This window comes from Synechococcus sp. J7-Johnson (assembly GCF_024345795.1).
GTDB lineage: Bacteria > Cyanobacteriota > Cyanobacteriia > PCC-6307 > Cyanobiaceae > Regnicoccus_A.
This window is the reverse complement of sequence record NZ_JAGQBU010000001.1, coordinates 176,955-190,582: the sequence shown is the minus strand read 5'-3', so window position 1 is coordinate 190,582 and position 13,628 is coordinate 176,955. Positions and strand designations below refer to the sequence as shown.

Here is a 13,628-nt window from a genome sequence, read left to right as displayed (position 1 = left end):
GCAGCTTCGACCTTTGGCTTGGACGTCCGAAGTCAACGAACAAGAAGCTGCCGGTTTCGATAAGATATGGCACTGAAGTTCTTGGCTATTTCAAGGCTTCTGGCGCCGGCTGGCCGGCTTGGATGGATGAGGCTTTGAAAGAGTACGTTGAGACACTTCCTGTATGGAATGCGAAGGAGCCCTGGCTATCAAGGGCAGATTAAGCGAACAAACATAGATCGAATGTCAAGATCCAGCGGACAGGAGAGCAAATGCTTGCAGATTGCATGGAACTACTGCTTGCCGTTCACGCAGGATGTGATCTTGCGTTAGTCGTCATGTATCGAAGCTGATACCTCTGTTCTGCACCCCGGTAAGCTCTCGAGCACAACAGCACCTCCACTATGAAGACAAGGGGCACATTCATGGGCGAGTGCGCGGTCGTCTCGCTGCTTGCCGTCTCCACATCTCTGCTCGCGTGGCAACCCTCCGCGCAAGCGTGCTCCAGGATTTTGTGGAATGACAACGGGCTCGCAGTCGTTGTCGGCCGAACCATGGACTGGCCCCAATCCACCCAACCCGCACTCACCGTCTTGCCACGAGGCATGAAGCGCGACGGTGGTCGCGCCGGTGCAGAGCTGGTCGTGAGTGAAAATCCGGCCCAGTGGACCTCCAAGTACGGCAGCCTTGTCACGACGATCTACGGGATTGGTACGGCTGACGGGCTTAACGAGCGCGGCCTCGGCGCCCACATGCTCTATCTCAATGCAACCGACTTCGGTCCCCGTGACACGGGCAAACCCGGTATTCAAGCCGGACTGTGGGCGCAGTTTCTGCTCGACAATGCAGCCACCGTCAAGGAAGCACTCGCGCTGCTTGACACAGTCCAGGTCGTGATGGTCGAGACGCAAGGTCACAAGGCCAACGTCCACCTCGCGATCGAGGATGCCAGCGGTGACTCCGCAATCATCGAGTTCGTACAAGGTAAGAAGGTCGTGCACCATGGTCGCCAGTACCGGATCATGACCAACGATCCGACCTACGAGGAGCAGCTCGTGCTCCTGAAGAAGCAGGATTTCTCGAAGCCGAGCAGCACCATGCCATTGCCCGGCAATGTCAACCCTGCCGACCGCTTCCAACGTGCTGCTTACTACTCAGCGATGTTGCCTAAGCCGACCAGCGAACGCGAGGCCGTGGCGTCCATCCTGGCGATTGCGCGCAATGTTTCGGTTCCGTTCGGTGCTCCCTATAAGGGCTTCGGCATTTACAACACTGAGTATCGTACCGCGATGAATCTTACCGATAGACGCTATTTCTTTGAGCTGACGACAGCCCCCAACGTGATCTGGGCCGACCTCACAAAGTTCAAGCTGACACCTGGCTCTCCCGTGATGATCGTCAATCCTGACAATATTGCGCTTTCTGGTGATGTCACCGGTAAGTTCCAGCCAGCTACCAAAGCACCGTTCTGAGGGCCTGCCGACCTTCAGGTCGAATACCTCAATCGATCTCGCGACAATGCCAATTACTGTTCTCCAACAGGACATTGGGAGTCCACGACAGGCGACAAATTCAAATATATGATCCATGGATCATTCCAGGATAATCTCCATATCCCTTCCTGCAATGATGCTGATCAACTCACTTGCGGCCATGCAGCAGCTGTGCGCATAGCCTATATGGCGAGAGTTCTGATCGAATCACTCCAGCTTTGATTGTCTTCGTACAGACCCAGAGCAAGCTCACTGAAGGTGTATTGACCAAAGCTCGATCAAAGTCGCGATGCAATCGGCTGTGACTACATGGCAGGCAGACCATCCTCATGCCGGCCAGCTGCTTACGTAGAACAAGGCCTCTCATCCTTCGAGAACGGCTTCACGCTCCTTCACGGTCTCTTGCCCCAAGCCTGAATACGATCGGGTGATCCGCTGGAGAGCCATGGCCATCACTGTTCTGCGCAGAGGCTCCCAGGGCCCCGAAGTTGTCGATCTCCAATACCTTCTGCACTTTCGTAGCCCAGTGTCCGTCGCTGTACTGGGTGGCTTTGATGGCGATTTCGGCCCGAAGACCGAGCAGGCCGTTCGCGACTTTCAGGCCAATCGAGGGATCACGGTGGATGGTGTCGTGGGTGCTCAGACCTGGGGATCACTGGCTCCCAAGCCCTCCGGCCCTCCCACCTGGCCCCGGCTGCCTGGCGAATTTCTGCGTCAGGGAGATCAGGGGCGCGACGTGCTGCGGCTCCAGCAGGGCCTGAATCGCCAGGGTTTCGACGCCGGTCCGGAGGAAGGCATCTTCGGTCCACGCACGAAGGCGGCTGTGATTCGTAGCCAGAGCTCCGGCGTGCCGGTCTCCAATCAGGAGGGAGTGCTCGGCCCCCTCACCTGGGGGTCGAGCATCGCCGATTGAACCGTCTCCACTTGTCAAGCGAGCTGCCGGATCTGGGCTGCTGCAGCGCAGTGGTGAGCGCGAGGAACTCCCTTGCTTACGACACGCCGCGTACCTACCACCAGTCTGACTGCGACTGCGACTGCGACTGAGGCTTCTCTCTGGTGGAAGACCTTCAGGTTTTGTTGTCCTGCAAGACATTCCTGAAGTTGCAATAATCACTTGACCAAATGCCTGGCGATATGTAATATCAAGTTATTGGCGAGCTAATGAAAATGGGTTACGTTCCGTTGTTTGTTCATGTTCTGCTTTAGAGACTCCACTTCTGAGCGCTTTCTTCGTGTCAGCGTTTTGAGCGATTGGCGCGCTCGGAGCTATTCACTTTCTGCCACGCCAGGCCAGTTGTTGTGAGTTATTGAATCACTTTCCACTAGGCGATTATGGTTGATGCGGCCAGTCCCAGTCGGCTCTATATCCTGCTCATCAGTGTGCATGGATTGATTCGAGGCAAGGATCTCGAGCTCGGCCGTGATGCCGACACGGGTGGCCAAACGAAATACGTGGTGGAGCTGGCCAAGGCCCTTGCCATCCAGGAAGGTGTCGAGCGGGTGGATCTGGTCACACGCCTGATTGTTGATGATCATGTCAGCCCCGACTATGCAATTCCGATTGAAAAGCTGGCTGAGAACCTTCAGATTATTAGGGTCAAGGCAGGCCCGAATGACTATCTGCCCAAGGAGCAGCTCTGGCCCCACATGGACAGCTTTGCTGACCACCTCTCCACATGGTTGGCGGAGCAGCACAGGATGCCGGATGTGGTTCACACCCATTACGCTGATGCAGGCTACGTGGGCGTGCGGCTCTCTAATCTCACAGGTTTGCCACTGATTCATACGGGCCACTCCCTCGGTCGCGACAAATATCGGCGCTTGCTCGCCGTTGGTATGGGCATAGATCAGATCGAGCAGCGCTATCACATGCAAGCGCGGATCAGCGCTGAGGAAGAAACGCTCAGCTGCGCCGATTTGGTGATCACCAGTACGCGCAACGAAATTGAAAGCCAATACGAGCTCTACGACTACTACACACCTGAGAAGATGGCAGTGATCCCGCCGGGTACTGACCTCCAGCAGTTTCATCCGCCCAGCCAGGGTCAGTCTTCGGCTGTCACATCGTTTCAGGGCATCCTCAGCCAGTTCCTGCGCAATCCAGACAAGCCGATGATTTTGGCACTCTCGCGGCCAGATGAACGCAAGAACATTGTCTCGTTGCTGGAGGCCTATGGCCAGAGCCGTCGTTTGCAGGAGTTGGCGAATCTGGTGATTGTGGCTGGGAATCGTGATGACATCCGTGAGCTTAATGAAGGCGCCCAGTTGGTATTGACGGAACTGCTCTGCGTCATTGATTTTTTCGAGCTGTATGGGCATGTGGCTCTGCCTAAGCATCACAGCGCTGAGGAGGTGCCCGAGATCTATCGCCTGGCGGCGGCCTCCAGGGGGGTGTTCGTCAATCCAGCCCTGACTGAACCATTCGGTCTAACCCTGCTCGAGGCCGCCGCCAGCGGACTGCCGCTGGTGGCCACTGAGAATGGTGGACCGGTAGACATCATCGGCAATTGCCGCAATGGCTTGCTGGTGGACCCACTCAGCCGCGAGGCCATCGCTGAAGCCATCCTCTCCATCCTGGACAAGCCCAGGTGCTGGGATGATTTTTCCGGCAATGGACTGAGAAACATCGCCCGCTTTTATTCCTGGGAAGCCCACGCCAAGGCTTATCTGGCCATGCTTCAGCCGGTGGTGTCGAAGCCGAAGCCGCTGGCCCAGCCAGCAGCGACCCATCAGTTCAGCAGTTATAGGAATCGGGCTCTGTTCACGTCCATCGACAACACCTTGATGGGTGATGCTGAGGCTCTTGACCAGTTCGCCAAGGTAGTTCGCACCCATCGCCGCCAATTTCTGTTCGGGATCGCCACAGGCCGGAGGCTTGATGCCGTTCTGACTATCCTCAAACGCAACAATATCCCCGCTCCCGATGTGCTGATCACCAGCCTGGGAACGGAGATCTATTACACCTCTGAGCTGTTTGCGGATATTGCCTGGAGCCATCACATTGATCACTCCTGGACCCCACAGGTTCTACGCCGGGTGCTGGAGTCGCTGCCGGGGCTGTCCCCCCAGCCCAAGGCTGAACAAAGTCGCTTCAAGGTGTCGTACTACTACGACTCCGAGCTGGCGCCCTCTCTCGACGATATTCATGCCCTGCTGCGTCAGCAGGAGCTTTCGGTCAATGCCACTCTCTCCTTCGGGCAATACCTTGATGTTGTTCCGGCCCGGGCATCCAAGGGTCAGGCGTTGCGCTATGTCGCCAATCAGTACAACATTCCGCTTGAGCGAACCCTGGTCACTGGTGGATCCGGCGGAGACGCAGACATGCTCCGTGGCAATACCTTGGGGGTGGTGGTTTCTAATCGGCACCAGGAAGAGCTCTCCAATCTCAGCGAGAATGAGCAGGTTTATTTTGCCAACGGAGCCCATGCCTGGGGCATCCTCGAAGCGATCAGGCATTACGGCTTCTTCTGATGATCATTTCTTGGAGCGGGACTGAACGGGACTGATTGGGTCCTGATTCACGGAGCTTGAATGGACCAAATCATCCCCTCAGCCATGACACGACTGCTGCTTTGCACAGATCTGGATCGCACCCTTCTCCCAAACGGAGAGGCGCCGGAGTCGCCGGGAGTCCGCGATCGCTTTGCGGCAGTGGTGGCCCGGCCTGAATTGACCCTGGCCTATGTCTCAGGTCGCGATCTGATGCTGGTGGAGCAGGCGATTGAGCAGTATGGGATCCCCAGGCCTGATTGGGTGATCAGTGATGTTGGCAGTCGGATGTATCACTGGCAGCTACAAGGGGGATGGCTGGAGTCGATGGCCTGGCAAATGGAGATTGCCTGCGACTGGCCAGGGCTGAGCAGTTGGGACATCTTGGAGGCCTTCACCTCCATTGAGGGCCCCATCCTGCAGGGGCAGGATCGCCAGAGCAAGTACAAGCTCAGTTACTTTCTGCCCCTGGGTGTTGATCTGGTCAGCCTGCGTCAGGTGATGGAGGCTCGGCTCATGGAGCTGCAGGCTCGCTCCAGCTGGATCTACAGTTTTGATGAACAGGCTCAGATGGGTCTGCTTGATATCCTGCCTGAACGGGCTACCAAGTTGCATGCTGTTGAGTTCCTGATGCATCAGCTGGGACTGGGGAGCGACAGCACGGTTTTCGCTGGAGACAGCGGCAATGATCTCCCGATTCTGGTGAGCTCCGTTCCCTCTGTTCTTGTGGCCAATGCCCACCCTGATGTGCTCAAACAGGCCCACGAAGCCTCCAGGCAGCGGGGTACAAGCCAGCAACTATATTTGGCCCAAGGCCACTCTCTGGCGATGAATGGCAATTACAGCGCCGGAATTCTTGAAGGTCTTGTGCACTTTCATCCCCACACTAAGACCTGGATCACGTAGGGCCAATCGTTGGGCCCGGGCTGCGTTTCTCGTCGGGCGGCTCCCTGGTCGACATTGCTGATTGACCTCTGACAGTTCAGCTCAAAAAGCCATCAGCCGAACCCCCGCAGTGTGGGCTGTGCGGAGTTCTGAGCAGGTGTTCGTTATCGCCGACTTCCACGATCTACCCCGCAGCTCGAGCTTGAAAGCTACAACCGCTACGGCATCAACCCGTGAGCGAAGTGCTGTGATCTATATAGCGGCACCAGCCCCTCCCAGCATGATGGGAGTATCGCTCTTCGTGGTGGTCAGTTCTACTGGCTGAGTGAGATCTGAGCCATCCCAGAGGCTTGCATCTCTGCCCTCAGTCCAGCAGGCGCACAGGATCTCCCACACTCATTTCGCCGGGCTCGCTCACGCTCAAGCGAATGCCGGCCACCACGTTGTTGTGGCGCGCTGTGGCCCGCAGAATCTCCAGGTTCTCCGGCAGGTCACCCTGGCTGAGGGTGGTCACGACGCAGCGCGGGCAGCCATCGCTCACCTGCAGGCGCAGGGTCTCTCCCACCATCAGGCTGCGCCCGATCCACGACTCCTCCACGAAGCCGCTGGCACCCGGTTCCGGGCGGATCAGCAGGTTGGGGCGGAAGCGCTCAACAGCGAAATCCAGCTGGGGCTCCAGCTGTCGCAGCCGCTCCAGGCTTGCGGTGCTGATGGCATGGACTGGGCAGGAATCGAAAAAGGTGCCGCTTGGAAGCACAAGTTCATTGACCACATCCTGAAAAGCCCGCTCCTGCACCGGTGGCCAGTACTGATCGAGGCTGGCCCCCTCCGGCGCTTGATCCAGCAGGCTCACCTGCCGTCCCAGGCGTTGGGAGAGCCAGCTGTTCACGTCTGGATCGCTGCTGAGCACGCTGGCGCGCTCTGCTCCCACCTCCCCTTCGGCGGGAGCCGTGATCGTCACACCTGTTGGGCCCGAGGCTGGATCGGCCGATTCCAGGCAGCGGGCCATGTAGCCAAGCAGGTTGTGCCAGAGCCTTGGATTCTTGGCGCTGGCCACCCGGCCGGTTGCATGGTCCCAGAGGGCGTAGCCCCGGTCGCCGAGGAGGCCTGACGGCCCCACTTTCGCCACCTTGAGAGGTTCGCCCAGCATCGATTTCACCGGGTAGCGCCACAGCGCCTCAACCCGTCCCACCACCTCTCCGGCCGCTTGCTCCGCCATCGTCGCCGCTGTGTCTGCGTGCATCAGCATTCCAGCCGTCGCCAGTCGCGGGCGGGGTTCAGGGCACACCTTTTGCGTTGCGTCCGCTTCGGCGGATCACTCCTCCAGGGCCACCAGGTCGCGCAGTTGTCCGGGATCGAGGCCTCCGAGCCACTCCTCGCCGCTGCCGACGATGTCTTCCGCCAGACGGGCCTTCTCGCGGATCATGCGGTCGATCTTCTCCTCCACCGAGCCGCTGGTGATGAACTTGTGCACCATCACCCGGTTGGTCTGGCCGATGCGGTAGGCCCGGTCGGTGGCCTGGTTCTCCACCGCCGGATTCCACCAGCGGTCGATGTGGAACACGTGGCTGGCCCGGGTGAGATTGAGGCCCACGCCGCCTGCCTTGAGCGAGAGCAGGAACAGCTGCGGCCCACGGGGGTCGTCCTGGAAGCGATCCACCATCGCCTGGCGTTCGGCCTTGCTGGTGCTGCCATATAGAAAGGGAACCTCCTGGTGGAAGCGCTGCTGCAGGTGGGCCTGAAGCAGGTGGCCCCATTCGGCGAACTGGGTGAACAGAAGTGCGCGGTCGCCGGCCGCAATCACCTCCTCCACGATTTCCTCGAGTCGCTGCAATTTGGCCGAACGGGCGCTGAAGCCGGCCCCCACCTCGCCTTCCTTCAGCATCAGGGCCGGATGGTTGCAGACCTGCTTGAGCTTGGTGAGCAGCCCCAGCACCTGGCCGTGTTTCTGGCCAAGCGGAGCCCGCGCGATCGCATCGAGCGTCTCTTCCACGGTGCGGCGGTAGAGCTTGACCTGCTCGGGGGAGAGTCCCACCCACTCGCTCAGTTCCACCTTCTCGGGCAGGTCGGAGATGATCGAGCGGTCGGTCTTGAGGCGCCTGAGGATGAACGGGCCCACCCGGGCCTTGAGGTCGCGCACCGAGGCCATGTCGCCGTAGCGCTCGATCGGCAGGCGGTAGCGCTGACGGAAGAACTCCTCCTCCCCAAGCACCTTGGGGTTGAGAAAGTCCATCAGGGCCCAGAGCTCGCTCACCCGGTTCTCCACCGGGGTGCCGGTGAGGGCGATGCGGAAGCGGCTCTGCTTGAGCGGGCGTGCCAGCTCCCGGGCCGCCTGCGACTGGCGCGCCGAGGAATTCTTGATCGCCTGAGCCTCATCGATCACCACCCCCTGCCAATCGAGGCTGCCCAGCAACTCGATGTCGCGCTGCAGCAGGCCGTAGCTGGTGAGCACCAGATCCACGCCTTCCAGCTTTTTGTTGAGGGCGGCGACAGTGGAGGGCCGGCGGGGGCCGTAGTGCTCCAGCACGTTCAGTTCCGGGGTGAAGGCCTTCGCTTCCCGCAGCCAGTTGGTGAGCACCGAGGTGGGGGCCACCAGCAGCACGGGCCGCTTCAGTTCCTGCTCCGCCTTGAGGTGCTGCAGGAATGCCAGCAGCTGGATCGTCTTGCCCAGGCCCATGTCGTCGGCCAGGCAGGCCCCCTGATCGAAGCGGTGCAGGAAGGCCAGCCAGCCAAGGCCACGTTCCTGGTAAGGCCTCAGCTGGCCGGCGAAGCCTTCGGGAGCCGGCAGGGGATCAGGGGCTTTCTGCTGGTGGTACTGCTCCAGCACTGCCTTCAGCCTCGGGCCGGCCGTGAAGCGATGCACCGGCAGCCGCTGCAGGGTCTCCCCCTCGTTGCCTGTCAGGCGCAGGGCGTCATCGAGGCTGAGAACCGGATCAAGGGCGCAGAACTTTTCGGCATTGCGCAGATCACCTGGCCGCAGCTCGATCCAGGCCCCCTTGTGCTGCACGAGCGGGCTGCGCTTGCCCGCCAGCCTCTCAAGGTCGCGCAGGGTGAGCGTGACGCCGCCGATCATCAGCTCCCAGCTCGACTGCAGGCTTTCACCGAGGCTGAAACCGCGGGAGCGCTCCGGCAGATCGGCCTCGATCGAGAGGCCGAGCCGGCTGGCCAGGCCGCCGCTGAGGCTAGGGGGCAGCACCACGCCGACGCCCACATCGCGCAGTTTCACAGCGGCGGTGCGCACCAGCACGAAGGCTTCGGCCGGGGTGAGCTCCATCCGCTCCGGTGTGGCCGTGTCCAGACCCCGCTCGATCGGCTCGAACGCCTGCAGGGCGCGCCCCAGTCCCTCCAGCAGCAGTTCACCGGGCTGCTGTAGTTCGGTCTCACCCAGCTGCAGGCAGCCGGCCCCGGCGGCCCAGACCCCGGCGGCGGGCAGCAGCAGGCTGGGGTCGGCCTCGGCCTGCAGGCTGAAGCGCAGGGGCCAGAGCTCCTCTCCCTCGCCGGGGGTGTCGAGCTCAAGGCAGGCACGGGCCGGCTCCACCCGCCCGGCCACCGCTTCGCGCCAGTGGTGGGTGGCCACCTGCAGGCGCTCGCAGTCGTCGTTGCCCAGGTCGAGGCGGCCATCCCCGGGGCCGAGGGCCCGCTGCCAAGCCGCGAGCAGTGGATCCAGCCCTGCCTCGGTGGGGATGAAGCCCGCACGCATGCGGGCATCCACCAGGTGGGTGAGGATCGAAGCCAGCCGCCGCCGGCCGGACCCCGGCCGCCAGCACGCCATCGCCACACCGGCCTCCCCCTGGCCCGGCTCCAGAGCCGCCACCGCCACCTGGGGCAGACGCGAAGCCAGATCCTCCAGCCGGCGCCGGTCGTCTTCGCGGTTGATCAGGGGCAGCCAGCGGGCGCGGCCTTCCTCCACCTGGGGCAGCAGCCGGCCCCGGGCCAGCAAACTCAGCGACCAGCGCTGCAGGTGGCTCCACCAGCGCAGGTCATCGGCCAGGTCGGGATGGTCGCCCGAGAGGGGCAGGCGCCCCAGCCAGAGGGTGGCGGCGCCGGGCTCCAGCCACCAGCCCTCCACCCGCCAGGGCCACCACTCCACCGATTTCGGCAGCGGCTCGCCTGCCTGCAGGGGCAGGCCGCTCCAGCTGCTGCTGTCGGTTTTCTTTTTGCCCCTGGCTGTCTGCCGGCGGCTGGGCAGACAGAGGGTGGCTCCGGCCGGACGGAAATCCTCAGTCCAGAGGTCCGCTTCTTCCAGCCAGGCGCCCAGGTCGTCCTGATCGAGGCTGAGGGGGTGCAGGGGCGGCTCGCTGCCTGGGGCCTGGGGTTCCGCCACCCGCCAGGTGTCTGCCCAGAGCAGCAAGCCCGGGCGGTAGCCGCCCCCTAGGGCGGGCACGGCGGCGGTGTCGGCCGACAGCCAAGTGGCGTGCAGCAGGCTCATTGCCGCTGGGCTCGCTCAGACCAGATGTGGCGTCGCATCGTGAACACCGGCAGCAACCACGGACATTGACCACGGACATCGCCTCGGCTCGCGTGAGCGTGGCGACTCCCAGTGCACTCTGCCGGATGACGCGCCCCCAGGCCCCAACTCACGGCCGCAGAGGCGGCAGCAAGCGCTGCAGGGCCTGGAGCAACATGGCGCTGCCTGCCAGGGGCAGCCAGAGCGGCAGCCAGACCAGGAGCAGCTCCAGCGCCAGCCCTGGCAGCAGGCGCAGCCCTCCCTGGTCCAGGAGCTCCGCCAAGGCCGGCAGCTCGGGGCTGGTGCCGAGGCTGCGGATGCCGCAGACCGCCCCCACCAGACCCGCCTGCAGGTGGCTGTCGTCGGGATCCACTCGCTGCAGGTGAAAGGCCAGCAGGCCGTAGAAGAAGCCACACCCCCCCGCCCGCAGGGCCGGTCCCAGTCCCAGGACCAGCGCCAGTGCCATGGCGGTGGCGCCCGCCAGCAGGGCCCAGGCGATCGACTGCAGGCGCAGCTGGGCGCGGTGGTCGGTTGGGGCTGTCAGGGCGGGCACGGGGACAGCGCGGATCGGGGAGGGCCTGTGCTGGGCGATCATGCCCTCTCCAGGGTTGATTTGCCGCGTCCGGCCATGGCTGCCACCTCATCCAGCCGCTCCGAGCGGCGCTCATGCCCCCACAGCGGTGCTGAGATCCGCGAGGCCTTCCTGGCCTTCTACGAAGCCCGGGGGCATCGGCGCATGGCCAGCGCCTCGCTGGTGCCCGATGACCCCACGGTGCTGCTCACCATCGCCGGCATGCTGCCCTTCAAACCGGTGTTCCTGGGGCAGGCCGAGCGCCCGGCACCGCGGGCCACCAGCAGCCAGAAGTGCATCCGCACCAACGACATCGAGAACGTGGGCCGCACGGCCCGGCATCACACGTTTTTCGAGATGCTGGGCAACTTCTCCTTCGGCGACTACTTCAAGACCGAGGCGATGACCTGGGCCTGGGAGCTCGTCACCACGGTGTTCGGCCTCGATCCGAAGCACCTTGTGGTGAGCGTCTTTCGCGACGACGAGGAGGCTGCGGCGATCTGGCGCGACAAGGTGGGGGTCGATCCCCGGCGGATCGTGCGCCTGGGGGAGGCCGATAACTTCTGGGTGTCAGGCCCCACCGGCCCCTGTGGCCCCTGCTCCGAGATCTACTACGACTTCCACCCCGAGCTGGGCGATGAGCCTCTCGATCTGGAGGACGACAGTCGCTTCATCGAGTTCTACAACCTGGTGTTCATGCAGTTCAATCGCGACGCCGAGGGCAACCTCACGCCGCTGGAGAACCAGAACATCGACACCGGCATGGGCCTCGAGCGCATGGCCCAGATCCTGCAGGGGGCGGCGAACAACTACGAAACCGACCTCATCTACCCCCTGATCGAAACCGCTGCCACCCTGGCGGGGGTCAACTACCGCCAGCTCGACGCCCGCGGCCAGACCTCACTGAAGGTGATCGGCGACCACAGCCGCGCCATCACCCAGCTGATCGCCGATGGGGTGAACGCCTCGAATCTGGGCCGGGGTTACATCCTGCGGCGCCTGCTTAGGCGGGTGGTGCGCCATGGCCGCCTGCTGGGTATCACCACACCCTTCCTCACGGCGATGGGGGAGGCGGCGATCGCCTTGATGGTGGATGCCTATCCCCAGCTGGTGGAGCGGCGCGAGACGATCACGGCCGAGCTGGCCCGGGAGGAGGCGAGGTTCCTCGAAACCCTCGAGCGCGGCGAGAAGCTGCTCGCAGATGTGCTCTCCGAAGGGCCGAGCCAGATCAGCGGTGAGCAGGCCTTCGAGCTTTACGACACCTACGGCTTCCCCCTGGAGCTCACTGAGGAGATCGCCGAGGAGCACGGGCTGGCGGTCGACCTGGCCGGTTTCGAGGCCGCGATGGAGGCCCAGCGCCAACGGGCCAAAGCCGCGGCGGTCCGCCTTGATCTCACCCTGCAGGGGGCGATCGAGGCCATGGCCGAGCAGTTGCCAGCCACTGATTTCCGCGGTTACGAGGCCCTGGAGCATCCCAGCCAGGTGATGGCCCTGGTGGTGAACGGGGAGCCGGCCCAGGGAGCCCGGGCAGGGGATGCCGTGCAGATCGTGCTGGATTCCACCCCGTTCTACGGCGAATCCGGCGGCCAGATCGGCGATCGTGGTGTGCTGGCTGGTGGCGTGCCTGGGGCTGGCCCCGAGGCCGGTGTGATCGTGCGGATCGAGGCGGTCAGCCACCAGCGCAAGCTGATCGTTCATCACGGCCGGATCGAGCGGGGCGAGCTTGCCCTGGGCGACATGCTCACCGCCCTGGTGGACCGCGCCTGCCGCCGCAGGGTCCAGGCCCATCACACCGCCACCCATCTGCTGCAGGCGGCCCTGAAGCAACTGGTGGATCCCTCGATCGCCCAGGCCGGTTCCCTGGTGGATTTCGAGCGGCTGCGCTTCGACTTTCACTGCCCCCATGCCATCAGCCCCGAGGATCTGGAGCGGATCGAGGAACTGATCAACGGCTGGATCAGCGACGCCCACGCTCTGGAGGTACACGAGATGGAGCTGGAGCGGGCCCGCTCGGCGGGAGCTGTGGCCATGTTCGGCGAAAAGTACGGGGATACGGTGCGCGTCGTGGATGTCCCTGGGGTGTCGATGGAGCTCTGTGGTGGCACCCATGTGGCCAACACCGCCGAGATCGGTCTGTTCCGGATCGTGAGCGAGAGCGGAGTGGCCGCCGGCATCCGTCGCATCGAGGCGGTGGCCGGTCCGGCGGTTCTCGATTACCTCAAGGAGCGCGACACCGTGGTGCGAGCCCTTGGAGATCGCTTCAAAGTGCAGCCCGGGGAGATCCTCGAGCGGGTGAGCAGCCTCCAGGACGAGCTGAGGGCCAGTGCCAGGGCCCTGGCGACGGCCCGCTCCGAGCTGGCTCTGGCCAGGGCCTCGGCTCTGGCCGCCGGCGCCCGGGAAGTGGGGAGGTTCCGGGTGCTGGCGGCGCGGCTGGATGGGGTGGAGGGTGCCGCCCTGCAGACCGCCGCCCTGCAACTCCAGGACGGACTGGGCTCGGCTGGGGCGGTGGTGTTGGGCGGCCTGCCAGCCCCTGAGGAGCCTGGCAAATTGGTGCTGGTGGCAGCCTTTGGCGCCGAGGTGATCGCTGCCGGGCCGAAAGCCGGCAGCTTCATCGCCGCGGTGGCGAAGCGTTGCGGCGGCGGCGGTGGCGGTCGTCCCCAGCTGGCCCAGGCGGGCGGGCGCGATGCCGCCGCCCTCGACCCGGCTCTGGAGCAGGCCCGCGCTGACCTGATCACCCAGCTCTCGTGATCGACCCCGCGTAGCG

8 protein-coding genes and 1 pseudogene are annotated in these 13,628 nt (G+C 63.4%); 6 read left to right on the top strand and 3 right to left on the bottom strand.

Going from position 1 to position 13,628, the window contains the following annotated elements:
* Positions 1-32 precede the first annotated feature (32 nt).
* The 5 genes and pseudogenes from KBY93_RS16245 to KBY93_RS00980 all read left to right on the top strand — a co-directional run.
* Positions 33-203: pseudogene (locus KBY93_RS16245) on the top strand (BrnA antitoxin family protein); the annotation flags it as partial.
* A 201-nt stretch (positions 204-404) separates the two neighbouring features.
* Positions 405-1,451: a linear amide C-N hydrolase gene (locus KBY93_RS00995; RefSeq protein WP_255092356.1), complete on the top strand. Its 1,047-nt coding sequence runs from the start codon at positions 405-407 to the stop codon at positions 1,449-1,451.
* Positions 1,452-1,917: 466 nt separating this feature from the next.
* Positions 1,918-2,385, top strand: coding sequence for a peptidoglycan-binding protein (locus KBY93_RS00990; RefSeq protein ID WP_255092355.1), 468 nt, complete (start codon positions 1,918-1,920; stop codon positions 2,383-2,385).
* Between the two features lie 419 nt (positions 2,386-2,804).
* Entirely contained in the window at positions 2,805-4,943 is a 2,139-nt protein-coding gene (locus KBY93_RS00985) for an HAD-IIB family hydrolase (protein ID WP_255092353.1), read from the top strand.
* A gap of 84 nt (positions 4,944-5,027) precedes the next feature.
* A complete protein-coding gene (locus tag KBY93_RS00980) occupies positions 5,028-5,867 on the top strand; it encodes an HAD family hydrolase (RefSeq protein ID WP_255092352.1) in 840 nt (279 codons plus the stop codon).
* A gap of 343 nt (positions 5,868-6,210) precedes the next feature.
* Here the strand turns inward: KBY93_RS00980 and KBY93_RS00975 are convergent, their stop codons facing one another.
* The 3 genes from KBY93_RS00975 to KBY93_RS00965 form a co-directional block, all read right to left on the bottom strand.
* Positions 6,211-7,089 (bottom strand): MOSC domain-containing protein, encoded by an 879-nt coding sequence (locus tag KBY93_RS00975; RefSeq protein WP_255092351.1) that lies wholly within the window; start codon positions 7,087-7,089, stop codon positions 6,211-6,213.
* 72 nt (positions 7,090-7,161) lie between these two features.
* Complete coding sequence (locus tag KBY93_RS00970) at positions 7,162-10,275, bottom strand: DEAD/DEAH box helicase (protein ID WP_255092350.1); 3,114 nt, start codon at positions 10,273-10,275, stop codon at positions 7,162-7,164.
* Positions 10,276-10,423: 148 nt separating this feature from the next.
* Entirely contained in the window at positions 10,424-10,888 is a 465-nt protein-coding gene (locus KBY93_RS00965; RefSeq protein ID WP_255092349.1) for a hypothetical protein, read from the bottom strand.
* 33 nt (positions 10,889-10,921) lie between these two features.
* On the opposite strand from KBY93_RS00965, the gene alaS reads away from it, so the two are divergent.
* Entirely contained in the window at positions 10,922-13,612 is a 2,691-nt protein-coding gene (gene alaS, locus KBY93_RS00960; RefSeq protein ID WP_255092348.1) for an alanine--tRNA ligase, read from the top strand.
* Positions 13,613-13,628: the final 16 nt, after the last annotated feature.